Source organism: Gottfriedia solisilvae (assembly GCF_002128405.1).
Classification (GTDB): Bacteria; Bacillota; Bacilli; order Bacillales; family Bacillaceae_G; genus Gottfriedia; species Gottfriedia solisilvae.
Genome location: NZ_NETJ01000001.1, coordinates 265,162 through 284,964 on the forward strand (window position 1 = coordinate 265,162; position 19,803 = coordinate 284,964).

Genomic DNA, 19,803 nt, shown 5'->3' on the forward strand with positions numbered 1-19,803 from the left:
AAGTGATCATCCTAAAGTCAGCACAGTCAAGACGATAATCAATAAACTTCAATAGCTCTAGTAGTCCAGTCTCGTCAATGTGCTTCCCTTCATCTAAATCTTTATAATTTCTTTAAATGACTTCGGCCCCATTTTCACACTCATCGGAATATCTCTGTCCATAATTCCCCTCATTCCTATCCGTTTGTAACTCGTTTACAAACAACCTTTTTAAATGGTCGTTTAAGAACATCCCATTTGGATCAAGTTGTTGACGAAACTTTTTAAAGTCTTCTATTTTCGGATAAAGTGCATTAACATGATCTGCTTGAAGTGTATGAAGTTTTCCCCAATGTGGTCGTCCATTGTAGCGCCGAAAAATTGCTTCTACATCTGCAAAATATTTTTCATGCTCCATCCCTTTATACATATGGATAGCAATATACGCTGAGTCACGACCGTTTGCTGGACTAAGCCAAATATCGTCATCCTTTACATAACGACATTCAATAGGGAAATGAACCTGATAGTTGTTTTTCTCGACAAGCCGATGGATTTCACGTACAACAGTTTCCATTAATTCAGATGGAACACTATATTCCATTTCGTTAAAACGTACGAGACGAGATGTTGTAAATAATTGATGTGTATAACCAATATCCTTACCTGTATCAACAAATTTGGCTGACAAACGACTGATTGATTTACTTAAACTTGGAAATGTACGACATACTCGTGAAAGTGCGCCAAATAATGCATTTTCCATTATCATTTGATTTAAATCACGCCAAAATCTATTACCAGGTACTTGGTTCGTTGCTACATTCATTAATTTAGCTTGAATTGTATCAGTGTGCGGAAACCAGTAAAATTCAAAGTTGCGGTAATGATCTCTAAACTCCGCTAACTGGTTAAAACATTCATCTAATGATAACCGTTTACTTTCATATGTAAGGACTGTAGCTGGAATGACACGCAACGTTACTTTCACAATAATTCCGAGCATCCCAAGTGATACTTGCAAAGCCTTAAATAGATCTGGGTGGTTTTCATCATTACATGTAAGTACTTCACCAAAAGAAGTCACAATTTGGATTTCAACTGCTTGCGTCGAAATACTACCAAGTTTACTTCCTGTTCCATGTGTTCCCGTACTAATTGCACCAGCAATCGATTGTTTATCAATATCACCAAGATTTTCTTGGGCCCATCCTTGTTCGTGTAGAGCTGCACTTAGATCGCTTAATTTCGTTCCTGCCCATACGCCCACTGTATGAGTCGTTTGATCGACTTTTTCAACTCCTGCTAGTTGGTCAAGTGAAACAAGTACATCGTTTGTATGTACAACTGGCGTAAATGAATGACCAGATCCGACAACACGAATTTTACGCCCTTCTTTATTACAACGTTTTACTAACGAAACAACATCTTCAACACTAGTTGGATATACGATATGTGACGGTTTACTTTGAACAATACCAGACCAGTTTTGCCAAATTTTTTGATTTTCCTTTAAAGAAAGCATAGTCCATCCCCCCGATAAGTTGTTACTTTATTAACAATTTCACCATTAGAAACACAATATAGATAATTAAACCGCTCGCATAGCTCACCAGCTTTTGCATGTCTTAAAAATATTGGATCACCGAGCATTAACGTATTTGTCCCTCGGTAAACAATCGGTGTCTGCACTTCTCCCGCTCCTTCAAGCGACATTAATTGAGCGTTTTCTGGTAAATATGGCTTTGGTAACTTATCTGTTCCAACTGCTCCTGATGCGATATATCCTCCTCCAGCACATGTATATAGATGGGCATCCGGTTTGCGAACAATTTCAATCGCAAAACCCGCAGCTGGTTTGTACTGAAAATCTCGATAGTTGTCAAATAACCCTGGAGAGAAAAAACCTGAGCCGACAGTTACTTCTGTTACCACATTCTCATTCGTTGTTGAATGTAAACTTCCAGTCCCGCCACCATTCACAAATTGAAGCGAAATCCCGAAGTTTTCAATCATTTGAATCGTCGCCGCTCGTTTTTCAGCAAGTTGCTTTATTGATTGCTTTTTTAGTATTGTAATAATCTTATTTTTTGCAGTTTTCTTAGGATATTGGTCTCCAACCCCAGCAATTTGTGCCTCATATCCCATCACACCTACTAAACTTACTGACGAGGACGACATAATTTCCTCAACAACTACTTTTGCACCTTCTACAGTCCGAACAGGTGAACGCCATACACCGAAATGAAGACCTGGAACATCAAGTGACATATCGATGTCTAGACATAGAGGGAGTGTAACGTTATACAATTGAGCAATTTTGTTAAGGTGCTTTACATGTTCGACAGAGTCAATCATTAACGTAATCATTTTTCCTTGTTGATTTAACTGACAAATTTTCGCAACAGCTTCTGAATCCCAAATTGGATAGCCGATTAATATATCTTCAATTCCTTCGTTCAACAAATACATTGCTTCGTTCGCCGTAAAACACATCACACCTTGAAACAATTCATGTTTCTTCATAATATATTTAATGATAAAAACACTTCGAATCGATTTCGTCGCAATTCGAATGTTTTTATGTGATGCTGCTGAAACAATCCTTTCAATGTTTTCATCTAATAAATCAAAATCAACATACCCAAATGGCTTTGCTGTATTCTCAAATATTTTCTTGTAATATTGATAATCTTGTTCCATTCCATCAATCCTTTCTTTTTAATTCATCCTGTTAAATCACCTTCATATGCAATTTTCACAAAATTCAGATAATTACTTTTATAAAGATCCATAGATTTGTCAATTTAAGTTAAGTCATCTTAGGGACTTTTTACTTGGATAGGTTCAGCAATTAATTTATGTAACTGCATCATTTCATTAAAACTATAAATTCACATACTACAAGGTTGGGTTTCATAAATGGAATACCACTATATCCATGGGTAAATTTCCTCATACTAATATATTTATCTACATTCATTATTTATCCTGCATTTCGAAAAAAAAAATGAGCCACATTTCGCGACTCGGGTTCGATTAGTTAACACATACCATTTGCTCTATTCTTTTTTATACTTTTTCTTCATGTTGTTTAATTAACTAGTTAGTTACATAAATTCGATTAATATTACAGATATAATTGCTGATAAACATGCTGGAATTGACAACAAAGTTTTCCTTCGTTTTCCTATTGCTTTAAAAAATTCATAGTATTTAAAGTCGATAGCTCCGAAAAGAATATAAATGGGAGAAAGAATTAATATTGTTATTAAATCTACATATGTAAACGGACTACTTATGTATGGTTCCGAGATATAATTTATTAGAATGAATGTATAGAAAATTAAATATTGATAAATAAAATATTTAATCATGTGGTTGTCTCCTAGTTGTATATAAATTTAATTCGGATCTTACTCATTACTTTTTGTGAGCTTAAACCAAATCCCCAAATTTTTTATTGCTGAAACTTCTATTTCTTCATTATCTTCTTTGTAAAATGTATAAGAATATGGTGTTGTAATCAACTAAAGCACTCTATATAAATCGGAAAAAACCTTCTTTTAAGTGTAGTTCCATCTACACAAAAGTAAGGTTTTTCATCATTCAATTTAATTGTTTTTTGTTTTCTTCAACTCGAAATACGAATTGCTTTTGACAGATATAGTTTGTGATTGTGTAAATCGCGGTACTTAATAAGATTGCAAGATCTGTTTGAAAAGAAATTGCATAGTCCATTTCTTTCATCGACCAATCCACTAAAAGTGTTCCTAAGTGATAGGAAATAAAATAACAACATAGTATTACGAGCAAAAACTTAATGATACTTTTTTGTATGTAACCATTACTTTTAAAGGTAAAGCTTCGATTTAAAATAAAGCTAACGACAGCACCGACAGAATTTCCGATAAAAGTGGATAACCAATAAGATTGATTTGCTAAATGATATAGTACATACATAATCGTTAATCCTACAAGTGTATTAATGAGTCCAACAATCAAAAATCGCACAAAAGTAAAGTTCATTATTTACTCCTCTTTATTTCCACTTTTCTTATGAGATTTTGTGACTCGGAAACAAGATTACTGTTAATCGCATATCTAGGTCGCTTTTTAATTTCATTATGTATTCGATCTATATATACATTCAAATTAGGTTTGCGATAACTCATATTAGCTTCATTTTTAGAATAGATATCTTTTTCAATTGCGTATTTCGGTCGTCTTTTCACTTCTTGATAGATTTTACCGATATATTCTCCAATAATTCCAATACCCAATAATTGAATCCCACCTACAAACCATATTGAAATCATTAATGAAGTCCAACCTGATTTTGTATTTCCTAAAATAGCTTGTACAAAAGAATATCCACCTGCCATCGCACTGATAATTAAAGATAAAAAACCGATGAATGTAACAAAACGAATTGGTGTAACACTGAATGATGTGATACCGTCAAAAGCAAATGATAGCATTTTTTTTAGAGGATATTTAGATTCTCCAGCAAAACGTTCCTTCCGATCATAATAAACAATGCTAGACTGAAAACCAATCAATGGAATTAAACCTCTCAAAAATAAGTTTGTTTCCTTAAATTTCAATAACTCATTAAGAGCACGTTTACTTAATAATCGATAATCTGCATGATTAGGTACTAATTTTATCCCTATCCTTTCCATAAAACGGTAAAATCCGAGTGCAGTTGTTCTTTTGAAATAGGTATCTGTATTTCTACAATCTCTAACCCCATAAACAATATCATTGCCTTCTTTAAATTTTTCAAGAAAGATACGTATTATAGAAATATCATCTTGTAAATCGGCGTCAATTGATACAACACAATCCGATTGTTTACTTGCAACTTCAAGTCCAGCTAATAATGCATTTTGATGACCTACATTTCTAGCTAATTTTAAACCTTTAACAATAGGATTTAGTTTGTTTTCAGATAAAATTAAATTCCAAGTGTGATCCTTACTTCCATCATCTACAAAAAGGATACTACTTCTATTTGAAATTTCATTTTGAGTGACTAAACTTTTTAGAAGAGTTGACAATTGAAAAGCTGTTTCAGAAAAGACTTCCTCTTCATTAAAACAAGGAACTACAATTGTCAAAACTGGTTTCATCATATAAAACACTTCCTTCGTAGCTGTTAAATTACTTCATAGAGGTAAATTTTCCAAGCAGATTGTTGATCATCGAATGTTTTCATTAATTTCATCCCATTTTGTGTCGCATTTTTGATTGGTACTGCTGAAAAGATATATTTTCCACCCATATTTTTAAACACTTTAGTATTGAGTTGTAGATTCTTAACTTCTTTATTTGAGTCTTTTTCATAATCATATTTTTTTCCTAGTTCAGCTACAAAAATATAACATCTTCCACCCCATTGATCGAAGTATCTTTCTAGTTTTGGATTCTTATCTAATTCTGTAGCAATGATGTTTCTAAATTGATGTTTATATTTTAAAGGATAAAAATTATTGTATGTATCAATTGTATAAAACCCATTATATTGTGAAATTGCAGGATGTAGCCCAATACTAGCTACTCTGTAATCTGCTTTCGGTTTTCCAATATACTCCTCTATTTTTTTAAATTGTTTTTCAGCATAGAATTGTTTAAAATTTGGTGAACCATAAACACGATAAACGATCTCTTCATTGGATGTGATTACTACAATCATCTGTACTAGCAAACAAAGCTTTACAAAACTTTGACTAAACTTCCCTTTTTGCCATAACAAATAGCAACCAGTAGCAAACATTAGATAGATAACCATTGGTCTGAGAAAATGAAATCTTGCAAAATTGAATGTATTTAGTAATTGAAATTGTTCTTTTAACGGTTCCCATCCTTTAAAAAACCAAAAGGCATACCATACTGATAACAAGATATTAAGAACAAATAAAAACATAAATTTTTTTGCATATCCACTTTTCTTATCTCCTCTAATCATAATGAGTACAATAAATGAAAGCGGAAGTATAACAAGCGTATGTAGAGCTAATACATGAGTATGGCCAATTATGTAGTTCTTAAAGACTAATCGAATCGTTCGGCGAAATCCTAGAACCGAACTGAAAAATTCATTTCTACTTGTAGGTTCATCAGGAAAAAGTAACGAATAGACGAGACGGTATTCGATTGCTAAATAGATGAATGTCATGCATACGATACTAGCTAAAAACGTCCAATTTATCCTCTTTTTAATGAATAAATCTCTTACCCATAATAAACTTACTGCTACTAAGAAAAAGAAAAAACCTAAAACAAAGCTTGAATAAAATGGTAATAAGATAATTGTTAGCCATTCTTTATACGTATTTTTGCCTCTTCTAATATTTAAAAATGCCCAAAGTGCTAACGGCATTCCAAGTGTACTCAGCATTCCTGATGGCCAAAATGGTGTGAGTGCAAATGCTAGTGATACCCAGACTCGGATTAAATACCCATCCTTTGAAGGGATAAAGTGATCAACTAGTAGTTTATACATCCCAATGAATGCAAAAATTCTCGAAATTGTTTGAGATAAAGCATAAGCAAACATTGAAGGGAATATGGCATGAAGCCATTGAATCCCACTAAACTCTGTTCCATAAGCATTTCTTGGAAGACCATTGATAACTTGTGGAACGACGTCATTAATATTTCCAAATAAAGTACCACTGTTATTTAATGTTTTATACCAGGCAATATTGGAATCTAAATTATCATGAATTCTTATATGAGCATTTTCACCTAATATAAAAAGAGGTGATACAAATAAAATTAATAGAGTTATCGCCAAAAAGATATGCCGCTTTTCAACACTCCATTGCTTCCAAAAATTCATCAGTATTCACCACACAAACTTTAACATTAATATGAAAAAATCTTTTATAAAACTACTTAAATGTATGTAAAAAGCATTTTATTTCTGTTATCTTTCCCAAGATTACTTCCAATCATTACTAATTTTTAGTTTCAAAAGCTCTGAAAATAAAAAACATCTTGAATGCATTGTGCAAACAAGATGATGTCATTAGATTCGATCAAATTTCTCAATCGTTCCTCTTTTCTTAAATCGTTTCACTTTTGGATGTTCAACCTTATGAACTAAATTTTGTAAGTATTTTAGTAATGGCCTATTCAAGTCTTTATGGCGCATCGCAAATTCAATATTCGTTGTAATAAAGCCAAATATTTCCCCTACATCATATCGAGTTCCATGAAATTCATAGGCGTAAATATCTTGTATCGTAATTAACCTTTGAAGTGCGTCAGTTAATTGAATTTCGCCATTTGTCCCCTCTTCTAAGTTTTCTAAAAAGCCGAATATTTCAGGGGTTAAAACATAACGTCCCATAATTGCTAAATTTGAAGGTGCATGACCTGGAAATGGTTTTTCAATTAAATTTTTTATTTTAATTAATTCATTTTCTTTCCGTGATGGATCTATTATTCCGTATCGGTATGTTTCAGATGCAGCTACAGGTTTTACACCTATAATAGAGGAACCAACTTGTTGAAACTGATCTATTAATTGTTTAATACAAGGAGTAGTTGACTCAACAATATCGTCACCTAATAATACCGCGAACGGTTCATCCCCTATGAACTTTCTAGCACACCATACTGCATGGCCTAATCCCTTAGGTTCTTTTTGGCGAATATAATGTATATCTGCCATTTTTGATGACTTAAGTACTTGTTGAAGTAAACCATCCTTTCCTTTGTCAAACAGATTTTGTTCTAATTCGAACACATGGTCAAAATGATCTTCTATCGCCCTTTTTCCTTTTCCAGTTACTATGATAATGTCTTCAATTCCTGCCTCAATCGCTTCTTCAACTATATATTGTATGGTTGGTCTATTGACAATTGGAAGCATTTCTTTTGGCATTGCCTTTGTTGCAGGTAGAAACCGAGTTCCAAACCCAGCAGCTGGTATGATCGCTTTTTTGACCTTTTTCATTTTCATTTCTCCTTTTACCAAACTAAATTATGACCCGTTTCACGAAAGAAGTAATGAGTTTCAAATTCTTCTATTTGATGTCATCGTTTATTAGATTATTAACATAGTATTAAATTTTATATTTTTTTATGTCCCATATTTGCTGGAACTGTATCCATTCGCTTTCATTAAACAAAGTTGATTTATAGAATTCTATGAAATTTAAGGCATAAAATGAAGTACGAAACTTAAATTAGACCCTGTATATCCGAATGGGAGTGTTCAACATGATAATTTTTGATGAAAAAGAAAAACAGTTTCATTTAACGAATGGTCAAATAAGCTATATATTTTTTGTGCTGAAAAATGGACATCTTGGTTCTATTTATTTTGGCGAGGCGCTCAATGAATGTACTAATTTATCGAATATCAATCATCATTTATATCCAAACACCTATTCCTCTTATATTGAAGGAGACCGTGCATTTAGTTTAGAAACATTGAGACAGGAATACCCTGTTTACGGAACGACAGATTATCGTGAACCAGCTTTGAGTATTATTGGGGAAAATGGAAGTCATATTTCAAACTTTATTTATAAATACCATATTATTACAAAAGGTAAACCTATCTTGGAGGGATTACCTTCAACGTATACAGACAATGAAGAAGATGCAGAAACCATTCAAATTATCCTTGAGGATACTGTTTTAGCGGCCGAGCTAATTCTTTCCTATACAATCTTTACAGACTTACGAGTGATTATAAGGAGTGCTTATATTTGCAATAAGGGTAAGAATCCGTTTTTTTTGGAACGGTTCATGAGTACTTCAGTAGACTTTCCAGATAAAGACTTTAGCATGGTTCAGTTAAGTGGAGCTTGGGCAAGGGAACGCTATGTAAAAGAACGACGTTTAGAAACTGGCATTCAATCAATCTCTAGCTTACGGGGAGCAAGTTCCCATCAACATAACCCTTTTCTTGCATTTGTAAGACCTGATGCAAATGAAACACAAGGGGAAGTTTTTAGTTTCAATTTTATATATAGTTCAAATTTTATTGCCCAAGCTGAGGTTGATCAATTTGATTGTTTAAGGGTTACGATGGGGATTCACCCATTTCGTTTTAAATGGAAGCTATGTTCGAATGAGCATTTTCAATCACCAGAAGTTGTAATGGTTCATTCAAATAGTGGATTAAATGGCATGAGTCAAACTTATCATGATTTATATCGAAAACATTTAATTCGAGGTGTTTGGAAGGAAGTTAGTCGGCCGATTTTACTAAACAATTGGGAAGCGACTTATTTTCATTTTAATGAGAAAAAACTTCTTGAAATTGCAGAGGCATCAAAAGAGTTAGGAATTGAATTATTTGTACTAGATGATGGATGGTTTGGAAATCGGAATGATGCGACTTCTTCATTAGGAGATTGGTTTACGAATAAAAGTAAATTCCCAAACGGTATACAGCATTTTATTAGCGAATTAAATCGTTTAGGATTACAGTTTGGTTTATGGTTTGAACCAGAGATGATTAGTCCTAAAAGTGAGTTATATAATAATCAACCTAATTGGGCTATCAACACACCAAACCGCCCTACCTCATTAGGAAGGAATCAGCTTGTTTTAGATTTTTCAAGAAAAGAGATTGTAGATGCTATATATTATCAAATCGCTAGTATCATTGAAGAAGCAAATTTATCATATATTAAATGGGACATGAATCGAAATATTACAGAAGCTTATTCATTACATTTGGCTTATGATCAGCAAGATGAGTTTTTTCACAGATATATACTTGGTGTTTATGATTTATATGAACGTTTACATACGAATTTTCCGCATATATTGATTGAATCCTGTGCAGGCGGCGGTGGAAGATTCGATGCCGGGTTATTAAATTACGCACCTCAAGCTTGGGCTAGTGATGACACGGATCCAATAGAAAGACTAAAGATTCAATATGGTAGTTCTTTTGCTTATCCGCTCAGTAGTATAGGTTCTCATGTTTCAACTAGTCCAAATCATCAAACTTTACGTCATTCTTCTTTGAAAACTCGGGGAAATGTAGCGTTCTTTGGTACTTTTGGTTATGAATTAGATCCAACTACATTAAGTGAACTAGAAAAAACTACTATTAAGAATCAAATACAATTCTATAAAAGACATCAGTCACTTATCCAATATGGTGATTTTTATCGAATAGCAAGTCCTTTTAAAGGAAATGAAACCGCATGGATGATCGTTAGTAAAGAAAGAGATGAAGCATTAGTTGGCTGGTATAAAGTATTAGCCACTCCTAATCCCAAAAAATATCAATATTTAAAATTAACTGGCTTAGAAAAAAACTATCTTTATTATGTTGAGCATTTTGACCGTTTTTTTTATGGAGATGAACTAATGTATCATGGCATTCCATTGCCACCAGAATTTAACGGGCCAAATAAAAAAATTGCCAAACGAAAAGGTGATTTTCAATCTGAGGTTTTTTATCTAAAACAGAAGAAATAGCCCATTCAGACTGTTGAAAACCGCTCGCTTTCTCCTTGCTTCGCCTGCTTGCGGTGCGCTAATTATCGTCAAAGGTAACTCCGCTCCTCATCCGGCTTTGCGTCTTGATAGACAAGGTTTTCAATCAGTCTGAATCTCTTAGTTTTTTATTTTGTTTACGAACTGATAGAAAAAGCATCCACAATTGTGAATGCTTTTTAGCATTAGTAATTTAGAGCCATATTCTACAGTTTCTGTGTCTACGAATGTTATTACTATTATTATTGTTATTTGAAGTACCGTTGTTGCTATTACTATTGTTTTCAGATTCAACTCTTCGACAATTGTTTGAATTTAAATCACTTCCGCAGTCGTAATTTTCCACAACTGTTTCATTTACATCAGAATTATATACTGGATAATAATTTTCATTACGAATAACTGTTCTATTGATATTTTCAACTTCTGTTGGATGAATGTTTCTTACAGTTCTATAATTCGTATTTGTATTTGCTACTCTTAGTGTAGGATTCATGATTACTTCGTCTTGACTTGGAGATACAGAATTCGATCCATTTTGATACTGAGCCCCAACCTCTATTCCTTCTTGAATTATTATTGTTACATCCCATAATATCTATTTCCTCTCTTTTTTAAAATTTTGCAAGCTACCTGTAATAGATATGTCTTTTTGAGAAGACTTGTCTTAGGTGATGACACAAAATCAAATAAATGAATAATAACACTATTTAAATTATTAAGAAGGATGAACTTTCGTAATATTTAAAATGAAAATCGCTTTATTGAGATTTCATTAATATACAAATAAGTAAACACTCAATAAATGAGTGCTTACTTATTAATGTACTTTATACTTTCTAAAGAAAAGTTTAGAGACTTTACATGATAATCTAATTTGATTAATTTTTTGGTTTAATTAAGTAAGCTTTTATTCAATAATTCCCGAACTAGTTATCTCCACTTTTATATTTGGTTTGATGGTAATTTTAGGATAAGCCTTTTCCCAATCTAATGATTTCCATACTTTTGGATGAAATGCAATTAATTCCCTTCCAATTCCAAAAGCGTCACAATTTGCTAATTGTAGTGTTTTAATTAATTTTTCAGCTTTTTTCGTTAACTGTTTAGAAATTTCTTTATTCAATCTTTTAATCTCTTTTTGATCTGCAAGATTATCTTTCGGATATTCAAGTGCTTCTACTTTTATATTTAGATTAAACTCAGCTGTAATGTCTTTATTTTTATTGATCTTTATTTCTTTTTTCACTTTATTACTTTTCACCTGAACTGAGATAAAACGATTTCTCTCATCTTTTTCTTTTGGATTTACCTCTAAAGTGAATTTTGCATACTTTTTCATTTCATTCTTCATCATTAATAATAATGTAGGTTCTTCATCATAAAGATTGTAACCAGTATATTTTCGTCCATTAAATAAAGCTATGCCATATACATCAATCATTTTATCATTCGATTTGCCTAAATAAGGTAGTGTGATATCTTCACCAGGATCAAACAATGTAGGGCAAATAGATTGAACATTTTCCTCAGGAACTAGGGTAGAAGTTTCAGCGGTTGTTACAATTTCTAGTATTTCTTCACTTATTAGAGATTCTTCGACTACTCTTAGATTTAATATATCGGCTGCTTTGTCTTTACTAATCACTACTTTAGCTCCTAAAGAGCTTCTAGGGTCACGATAAATAATATCTAATACAGGATATAAGTCTTCCTTTGCTAAATCTTCATGAAATAATAATACTCTAGCTTTACTCGTAGCATATTCTCCTGAGATTTTCTTCATAATTTTTGTTCTTGAATCGGAAAATGTATTTGCTAAAGAACTGACGATTACATTAGTCAAAACTGGTTCACTTGTTCCTTTACTTGCTTGAGCGATTGTTTGGATAACAGCTGTTACCAATAATTTCCCATCTTTTTCGAGGTCAGCTCCAACACCGTAAACAAGCTTAGATTGACTTAACAATCTTTGATCCCAACAACTAGTCAAAAATAAGAGACAACAAAGAAATAATATGCACAATTTAATTTTCATATAGTTGGCTCTGCCCCTTCTTTTTTCGAATAATCGACACAATCAATAATATTAAAGGAATAATAGCAATAAAAATATAACTAGAATATGAGACGATTATGTTAAATTTATCTATTATTTGATCTTCTTGTGGGATAAAAACAGAAATGATCATAATAAGGATCCCTAAAACTAAAGTTACTTTTTTATGATTGGACTGTTTAAAAATTTTTTCCATCCCAACACTCGCAATATGTAAATAAGTAACAAATGACGTTATGATTGGAACGACCCAAATTGATAGAAATATTAAGTCTAGTCGTTCTACTACTTCATATGATAATGCCTTTAACATATATAAAATAGGTTCAGATACAATCTTTATTTCTTCTGGACTAAAAACAACAAAGCTAGTTATTAAAAAAAATGTATATAAAACTGTTACAAATGTAATTGCGATTGTTGAATTTTTTAATATGTCTTTAGCATTACCTTTCACAAATGGATAGATAACTAATAATGATTCAAAACCTAACATAGCAGTTAAGGAATCGTGAGATCCAATCATGATATTTTTAAAACCAGCTTGTCCAACAGGTAACAAATATTTATAATTTGCATCTTTGTATGAAAGTAATTCTAAAAAGACTAAAAAAAGAATTAGGATAGATACAAAAGTAAAAAATCTACCGATTACTTTCAAGTTTTCCCTCGCTAAATACACACCAGTACCAACTATACAAAGAATAATGACAAATGGAGGTGTAAACGTTAAAATCCATTTCTTTAAAATACTAACTGTAATGGTCACTACAAATATAGAAATGATAAAAAAATTAAGTGCATAAAAGAATGAAATGACTGTCCCTAGATACTTCCCTACAATTTTATTTGAATACTCGTATATTGTATCGTCCGGAAATCGTTTGCCTAATGCCCACATGATGAACAAGAAAACAAATACGATCATACCCGCAATTATGACTGATATCCAACCATCATTTTTCGCATGCAAATGAACCATATATGGGAGCGAAAGCAGACCAACCCCAATTTGGGATTGTAAAATAAAAAACATAAGTTGTGATTTAGAAAGTAATTTTTTATTATTCATTCTGTTTCCAACCTCTTGGATTTTTTGCACTTCTTAATTTTTTTGGCAATGCAGAGCGTGGTCGATCTGTCATTTTCCACATTGGCACCCTGTAAATTGTATCCTTTAAATCTTTTCGTCTAAGTGGAGCTAAAGGTGCAAAATATGGAGTTCCAAATGATTCAAGCTTACACAGATGAATTAAAATAATCATCAATCCAAATACAATCCCTATTAAACCAATAGTTGCAGCTGCAAACATTAACGGAAAACCTAATAATCTAACTGAAGTACCCATTTCACTATCAGGTGCTGCAAATGATGAAATAGCAGTTATTGAAATAACAACAAGCATAGTATTAGAAATCAAATTAGCTTCAACGACTGCAGTACCAATTACTAGTCCACCTACTACTCCAAGTGTTTGTGAAATAGGACTAGGTAAACGAATGGCTGACTCTCTTAGTAATTCGAGCGTTATTTGCATACTCAACGCCTCAATTAAAGGTGGAAAAGGAATATATTCTAATGAACTCTTTACATTAGAAACTAGTTCAATCGGTATGATTTCAAAATGGTAGGAAACTAAAGCGATATAAAGGGCTGGCAAAGAGATTGAAATGATAAAGCTCAGCATCCTCATCAATCGAAAAAAAGATACCATCATCCATCGACTGTTATAATCATCAGTTGTCTGATAAAAAGAAAAGAAGGTGATCGGCATTACAAGAACAGATGGGCTACCATCAGTTATAATCGCTACCCTTCCATCCATTAAATTTGCTGAGACACGGTCTGGTCTTGATGTCGTTAACATTTGGGGAAATGGAGAGAATGAATTATCTTCAATATACTCCTCGATATTACTGACATAATCAACATCAATATAAGAAATTCTCCGCTCAACTTCTTTTACTAAATCATCGTTTGCAATTGAATCAACATAAACGATTGCTAAACTAGTATCAGATTCCCTCCCAAGAGTTACATATTTTACAACTAAATTTGGATTGTTTATTCTTCTTCTCAAAAGGTTAATATTTGTTTCTAAAGTCTCAATAAACCCATCCTGTGCGCCACGTAAAACTTGTTCAGTATCAGGTTGCTCTATCGAACGACCTTCCAACAATGCAATGTTTAATATAATAGCGGTACCTTCATTATCAGTAAAAATGACAGCATTACCTTTTACAAGTGCTACGACAATTTCATCAAAAGAACTTGAGGTTTTAATATCTTTAATTGAAACAGTTTCCTCAATTGTTTTTTTAGGATTCTGGATGATTTGTTGGATGATTTGAGACTCAAGTACCTCACCCTTAATAAGGGTATCAATAAAAACGATCCCTATTTTTCTATTCGCAAACTCTAAATTTCTAACGATCAAATCACTAGAATGTAAAAGTGATTTTTTAACATTATCAATATTTTCTTCAAGCTTGATTGAAATATTTTTATGACCCATATGAGAGCCAGATCGGTTTACAGGATTGTTATTATTTCCGCTCATAAATGAATGACTCCTCATTGAAACCTCAAATACAGTAAATATATTTTATGTTAAATAGAATGTATTATACATTCGAGACTTCGTACAATCCAACTAATTTTGTATAAAAAAACGATTCTACCTAAATGATAGAATCGTTTTTCTTTTCTTTATCATATTCTTTTTGGTTAGTCTTGTTGCTAATTGAGTAGTGCCTATTAAATTCTCATTTTCGATTAACAGTCCTTATATTCAATTTCTAAATCAACCTAATTTTGTTCAACTTTCTTTTTCCAAATACCAAGAATTAGAGCTGTGACCACTGAACCGATCAAAATAGCTAATAAATACATGAAAGGTTTATTAACTAAAGGAATGACAAAAGCCCCACCATGTGGTGCTGGTAAAGTAATACCAAATGCCATAGCTAGACCACCAGCAATCGATGAACCGATTATAGAACTGACAATCACTCTAATCGGATCTGCGGCTGCGAATGGGATTGCTCCTTCTGTAATGAATGATATACCCATGATATAGTTAGTCACTCCAGATTTACGTTCTAATTCTGTAAACTTAGATTTAAAAATTGTTGTTGCTAAAGCGATCCCTAATGGTGGTACCATACCGCCTGCCATAACTGCAGCATGTGGTCCGAAATTTTGTGCAGAAATTGCAGCAATTCCGAATGTAAATGCGGCTTTGTTGATTGGTCCACCCATATCAACTGCCATCATTCCACCTAAAATTAAACCTAGTAAAATAGCATTTCCACCACTTAAACTACTTAACCAATCTGTTAAAGCAGTATTTAAAAATGTAACTGGTGGATTTACAACAAGCTCCATTAATACACCTGTGATTAGTAATCCAAACACTGGATAAAGTAAAACTGGTTTCATACCTTCGAGTGTTTCTGGTAGCTTTGAAAATAGTTTACGTAATCCAATAACAACATAACCTGCCAGGAAACCAGCAACTAAACCACCTAAGAATCCAGCACCAGCATTAGCTGCTAAAAATCCTCCAACAACACCAGGTGCAAACCCTGGACGATCAGCAATCGAGCTTGCAATAAAACCAGCAAGAATTGGTACTAAGAAACTGAATGCGCCTGCCCCACCAATTTTCATTAATAATTCTGCAATAGGTCCTTTTGTATGAATTCCACCAAATGCAAAAGCTAGTGCAATCAGAATTCCACCACTTACTACAAATGGTAGCATATTACTAACACCATTCATTAAGTGTTTGTAAATTCCTGATCCCTTTTCCATAGAAGATTCGTCACTTTTTCCTTTATCTGTTCCTTTGAAAATTGGTGCATCTTGTTTCATTGCACGTTCAATCAATTCTTTCGGCTTACGAATCCCTTCTGCTACAGGTACTTGAATAACATGTTTACCTTCAAAGCGATTGACATCAACATTTTTATCAGCTGCGATAATAATCGCAGTCGCTTTTCTAATTTCATCTGAAGTTAATTCATTTTTCACACCTGTAGATCCATTTGTTTCAACCTTGATATCTACATTTAATTCTCTTCCTTTTGCTTTTAGTGCATCTGCTGCCATATAGGTATGTGCGATACCAGTAGGACAAGCAGTTACTGCAAGAATAAGCGGTTTTTTAGAATGAGAGGAAATCACCTCTTCATCCTTATTAATCGCATCTTCTTTCTCATTAATTAAGGCAATGACTTCCTCTGCGTCTGCTGCACCTAATAATGAACTTCGCATTGCTTCATCCATTAATAATGTAGATAAACGTGATAAAGTTTCTAAATGTGCATTATTTGCACCTTCACTTGCCGCAATCATAAAAAACAAATGTGCAGGTTGACCATCTAATGAATCATAATCAATACCAGAGTTTGAGCGACCAAATACAATTGCCGGTGTTTTAACTGCAGAAGTCTTAGCATGTGGAATTGCAATTCCTTCACCAATACCAGTTGTACTTTGAGCTTCACGAGTTAAAATTGCTTCTATGAATTGTTCTTTATCATGTAAACGGTTCGTTTCATATAATACATCTGCTAATTCATTTATGACTGATGCTTTATTTGCAGATTGTAAATTGATAACAACCGTATCAATTTTTAATAAATCTGTTATTCTCATTATCTCTCCACCTTATCTCTTTTCGATCATCACCTGATCGATTAGTTCTTCAATTTTTTTTCTACTTGTTAAATCTGATGAAAAGGCCGTTGCACTTCCTGCAGCAACTGCTGTTTTAAAGGCTGTCACTTTATCGTTCGTTTTAACGTAAGTCCCGATAAAACCAGCAACTAGTGAGTCTCCAGCACCAACAGAATTAATAACTTCTCCTTTTGGAACATTTGATACAAATATATCTTTTTCTGTCATGAGAATAGCGCCCATACCAGCTAGAGATATACCTACATTTTTTGCACCTAACTCAAGGAGTTTTTGACCATATGGAATTGCTTCTTCAACAGTTGATATTGTAACGTCAAATAATTCTCCAAGTTCGTGATGATTTGGTTTGATAAAAAATGGCTTATGTTTTACGACATCTAATAGTGCTTTACCACTTGCATCAACAACTATATTTACACCTTTTTCATTTCCCCATTTTGCAATTTTTTCATATAGATTAGATTCTAATGAACTCGGTATGTTTCCGGCTAGAATTAAATAGTCTCCTGGTTGTATCTGTTCTAATTTTTTGAAGAAATCAGTTGAATTTTGCTCTGATATTGTGGGACCTTGACCATTTATTTCGGTTTCATATTGCGACTTCAATTTAATATTGATCCGAGAGTCTCCTGCTACTCTTACAAAATCTGATAATACACTTTCACTCTTTAATACATTTTCAATAAAATCACCAGTAAACCCACCGATAAATCCAAAAGCAATACTAGTTACATCAAGTCTTTTTAAAACTCTAGATACATTAATTCCTTTCCCACCAGGGAACTTTTGGTCACTGATCATACGATTGATTGAATCAATTTGAAAATTATCAACATTTACGATGTAATCAATTGATGGATTAAGTGTTACAGTATAAATCATTTAATTCACTACCTTTATTAATGTTGTAAATTTTTCATATGTGCTAGTTAGTTCTTCATCTAGTTCATCCGTGATCAGAATTGCTTCATGAATATCGGCGATTTTTGCGAATGAAGTTTCTGAAAACTTACTATAATCAGCTAGTATATACTTTTTTTCTGAATAAGAAATGGCCGTTTTCTTCACAAATGCCTCTTCTGGATCTGGTGTTGTGTAACCGTACTTCGGATGAACGCCATTTGTTCCAATAAAACATTTATCAAAACGAAAACTTTGAAGATTCTCAGCGGCCATATTACCGATCAATGCTTTTGTATGCCCTTTCATTTTTCCACCTAAAAGATAGGCTGTTACTTCATTTTCAAATAAAGCTTCGACATGCATTAAACCATTTGTGACTACAGTAACATCTAAGCCTTTAAGCAAAGGGATCATTTCAAATGTAGTACTTCCTGCATCCAAATAAATGCAATCACCTTCATTTATTTGTGAAATTGCTAATGATGCAATTAATTTTTTATTTTGAACGTTTTTGGTTGTTTTTTCTGTCATGCTTAACTCAGTTGCTTTACTATTTAAAGATGCTGCTCCACCATGTACTCTTTTTAATAAGTGTAAGGATTCAAGTTCAATTAAATCACGACGGATGGTTGATTCTGAAGTATTTGTAGCTTCAACAATATCTCTCAACTTTACGACTCCGTGTTCCTTCACCATCTCAATAATTAGCTGCTGTCTTTCAGGTGTTAACATATGAATCATCCTTTCGATATGTTTAGTATAAAGTAGCATCATCAAAAATTCAATCAAAATCTATCAAAAACTATCATTTTCATTCAAAAGCGTTCAAGTTTGAAAATTGTCTAAAATTTTCATAATATATTCGTGGTAAATAAAGTATTTTATGACATTCTTTGACAAAATTTATAGAGTAGGCTTGTTAAGATTTATATAGGTTTATTCTAAATTCGAACACTTCAAGTCCGTTTGTTACTATTAAGACGATTTATCTCTCAGATCGAATTCATTCATATAAAACAAAGTTTAATGTAAAATCGTTCAACAATGAAATCGCTTAATATATTTTGAAACAAACGTGCATATAGAAGTAAAGATGAATGTATTTGGTTTATTTTTATCTGTTCTAATTTTTAGATTTATTGATTCTTAATAAATGAAATGAGGGTATAACAATGAAAGAAAATATTCAAATTCGAAACGAACTTTTTGAGGCTGTTAGAGATTTATCAAATGATCAGTTAAATAAAAAAGTGAATGAGGATCAATGGTCAATTATGCAAGTATTAGATCATTTATATCTAATGGAAGCTGGATTAGTAAAAATGATGACAAAAACATTTAACACAGCACCTTCTGAAGAAATTTCAGAAAAACCAATCCATTTAACCTTAGATCGAACGCTTAAATTTAATGCTCCAAACTATTTCGTGCCAACTAACGAATTTGTGACTTTAGAAGAAATGCAGCAAAAATTATCGAATTCAAGAAGTGCATTACATACTTTTGTAGAAGAAACAAAGGATCATCATCTTGAGGACAAAGGATTTCCTCACCCTGCTTTTGGTCAAGTGAATTTAAAGCAATGGATTCCTTTTATTGGGTTACATGAAAAACGCCATCTTGAACAAATTAACGACATCAAAAATCAATTATAAAATAAAAAGATGTTTACAAAAAT

14 protein-coding genes and 1 pseudogene are annotated in these 19,803 nt (G+C 32.6%); 2 read left to right on the plus strand and 13 right to left on the minus strand.

What is annotated here, in order from left to right; translation table 11 throughout:
- Positions 1–112: 112 nt before the first annotated feature.
- The 6 genes and pseudogenes from CAB05_RS01215 to galU form a co-directional block, all read right to left on the minus strand.
- Positions 113–1,504 (minus strand): D-arabinono-1,4-lactone oxidase, encoded by a 1,392-nt coding sequence (locus tag CAB05_RS01215; protein ID WP_087997986.1) that lies wholly within the window; start codon positions 1,502–1,504, stop codon positions 113–115.
- Complete coding sequence (locus CAB05_RS01220; protein ID WP_087997987.1) at positions 1,492–2,682, minus strand: amino acid deaminase/aldolase; 1,191 nt, start codon at positions 2,680–2,682, stop codon at positions 1,492–1,494. Before CAB05_RS01220 ends, CAB05_RS01215 begins: the two co-directional genes overlap by 13 nt.
- Before the next feature lie 906 nt (positions 2,683–3,588).
- The gene (locus CAB05_RS01230) at positions 3,589–4,008 is read right to left on the minus strand and encodes a GtrA family protein (protein WP_087997989.1); all 420 of its coding nucleotides are present in this window, start codon (positions 4,006–4,008) and stop codon (positions 3,589–3,591) included.
- Positions 4,009–4,169: 161 nt separating this feature from the next.
- Positions 4,170–5,117: pseudogene (locus tag CAB05_RS01235) on the minus strand (glycosyltransferase family 2 protein); the annotation flags it as partial.
- A 23-nt stretch (positions 5,118–5,140) separates the two neighbouring features.
- Positions 5,141–6,826 carry a DUF6044 family protein gene (locus tag CAB05_RS01240; protein ID WP_087997991.1) on the minus strand — a complete coding sequence of 562 codons (1,686 nt, stop codon included), beginning with the start codon at positions 6,824–6,826 and terminating at the stop codon, positions 5,141–5,143.
- A 189-nt stretch (positions 6,827–7,015) separates the two neighbouring features.
- Complete coding sequence (gene galU / locus CAB05_RS01245) at positions 7,016–7,948, minus strand: UTP--glucose-1-phosphate uridylyltransferase GalU (protein WP_087997992.1); 933 nt, start codon at positions 7,946–7,948, stop codon at positions 7,016–7,018.
- A gap of 266 nt (positions 7,949–8,214) precedes the next feature.
- On the opposite strand from galU, the gene CAB05_RS01250 reads away from it, so the two are divergent.
- Positions 8,215–10,440 carry an alpha-galactosidase gene (locus CAB05_RS01250; RefSeq protein WP_235821340.1) on the plus strand — a complete coding sequence of 742 codons (2,226 nt, stop codon included), beginning with the start codon at positions 8,215–8,217 and terminating at the stop codon, positions 10,438–10,440.
- Positions 10,441–10,651: 211 nt separating this feature from the next.
- Here the strand turns inward: CAB05_RS01250 and CAB05_RS01255 are convergent, their stop codons facing one another.
- The 7 genes from CAB05_RS01255 to CAB05_RS01285 all read right to left on the minus strand — a co-directional run bounded on the left by CAB05_RS01255 (position 10,652) and on the right by CAB05_RS01285 (position 18,857).
- Positions 10,652–10,954 carry a CotD family spore coat protein gene (locus CAB05_RS01255; RefSeq protein ID WP_087997994.1) on the minus strand — a complete coding sequence of 101 codons (303 nt, stop codon included), beginning with the start codon at positions 10,952–10,954 and terminating at the stop codon, positions 10,652–10,654.
- 414 nt (positions 10,955–11,368) lie between these two features.
- Positions 11,369–12,496 carry a Ger(x)C family spore germination protein gene (locus CAB05_RS01260; protein ID WP_087997995.1) on the minus strand — a complete coding sequence of 376 codons (1,128 nt, stop codon included), beginning with the start codon at positions 12,494–12,496 and terminating at the stop codon, positions 11,369–11,371.
- A complete protein-coding gene (locus tag CAB05_RS01265; RefSeq protein WP_087997996.1) occupies positions 12,486–13,589 on the minus strand; it encodes a GerAB/ArcD/ProY family transporter in 1,104 nt (367 codons plus the stop codon). Before CAB05_RS01265 ends, CAB05_RS01260 begins: the two co-directional genes overlap by 11 nt.
- Positions 13,582–15,078 (minus strand): spore germination protein, encoded by a 1,497-nt coding sequence (locus CAB05_RS01270; RefSeq protein WP_158093150.1) that lies wholly within the window; start codon positions 15,076–15,078, stop codon positions 13,582–13,584. The genes CAB05_RS01265 and CAB05_RS01270 overlap by 8 nt, the downstream gene beginning before the upstream one ends.
- Positions 15,079–15,326: 248 nt before the next feature.
- Positions 15,327–17,180 (minus strand): PTS fructose transporter subunit IIABC, encoded by a 1,854-nt coding sequence (locus CAB05_RS01275; protein WP_087997998.1) that lies wholly within the window; start codon positions 17,178–17,180, stop codon positions 15,327–15,329.
- Between the two features lie 12 nt (positions 17,181–17,192).
- The gene (gene pfkB / locus CAB05_RS01280) at positions 17,193–18,104 is read right to left on the minus strand and encodes a 1-phosphofructokinase (protein WP_087997999.1); all 912 of its coding nucleotides are present in this window, start codon (positions 18,102–18,104) and stop codon (positions 17,193–17,195) included.
- Positions 18,105–18,857: a DeoR/GlpR family DNA-binding transcription regulator gene (locus CAB05_RS01285; RefSeq protein ID WP_087998000.1), complete on the minus strand. Its 753-nt coding sequence runs from the start codon at positions 18,855–18,857 to the stop codon at positions 18,105–18,107.
- Positions 18,858–19,297: 440 nt separating this feature from the next.
- Here CAB05_RS01285 and CAB05_RS01290 point away from each other — a divergent pair, with 440 nt between their 5' ends.
- On the plus strand, positions 19,298–19,780 hold the full coding sequence (locus tag CAB05_RS01290; RefSeq protein WP_087998001.1) for a DinB family protein: 483 nt from the start codon (positions 19,298–19,300) through the stop codon (positions 19,778–19,780).
- Positions 19,781–19,803 lie beyond the last annotated feature (23 nt).

Bases quoted from the DNA above. Each gene is read 5' to 3' on its own strand.
- CAB05_RS01275 (WP_087997998.1), bottom strand. From the start codon at position 17,180: ATGAGAATAACAGATTTATTAAAAATTGATACGGTTGTTATCAATTTA.
- CAB05_RS01285 (WP_087998000.1), bottom strand. From the start codon at position 18,857: ATGTTAACACCTGAAAGACAGCAGCTAATTATTGAGATGGTGAAGGAA.
- galU (WP_087997992.1), bottom strand. From the start codon at position 7,948: ATGAAAAAGGTCAAAAAAGCGATCATACCAGCTGCTGGGTTTGGAACT.
- CAB05_RS01290 (WP_087998001.1), top strand. From the start codon at position 19,298: ATGAAAGAAAATATTCAAATTCGAAACGAACTTTTTGAGGCTGTTAGA.
- CAB05_RS01265 (WP_087997996.1), bottom strand. From the start codon at position 13,589: ATGAATAATAAAAAATTACTTTCTAAATCACAACTTATGTTTTTTATT.
- CAB05_RS01240 (WP_087997991.1), bottom strand. From the start codon at position 6,826: ATGAATTTTTGGAAGCAATGGAGTGTTGAAAAGCGGCATATCTTTTTG.
- CAB05_RS01270 (WP_158093150.1), bottom strand. From the start codon at position 15,078: ATGAGCGGAAATAATAACAATCCTGTAAACCGATCTGGCTCTCATATG.
- pfkB (WP_087997999.1), bottom strand. From the start codon at position 18,104: ATGATTTATACTGTAACACTTAATCCATCAATTGATTACATCGTAAAT.
- CAB05_RS01215 (WP_087997986.1), bottom strand. From the start codon at position 1,504: ATGCTTTCTTTAAAGGAAAATCAAAAAATTTGGCAAAACTGGTCTGGT.
- CAB05_RS01255 (WP_087997994.1), bottom strand. From the start codon at position 10,954: ATGAATCCTACACTAAGAGTAGCAAATACAAATACGAATTATAGAACT.
- CAB05_RS01260 (WP_087997995.1), bottom strand. From the start codon at position 12,496: ATGAAAATTAAATTGTGCATATTATTTCTTTGTTGTCTCTTATTTTTG.
- CAB05_RS01220 (WP_087997987.1), bottom strand. From the start codon at position 2,682: ATGGAACAAGATTATCAATATTACAAGAAAATATTTGAGAATACAGCA.
- CAB05_RS01250 (WP_235821340.1), top strand. From the start codon at position 8,215: ATGATAATTTTTGATGAAAAAGAAAAACAGTTTCATTTAACGAATGGT.
- CAB05_RS01230 (WP_087997989.1), bottom strand. From the start codon at position 4,008: ATGAACTTTACTTTTGTGCGATTTTTGATTGTTGGACTCATTAATACA.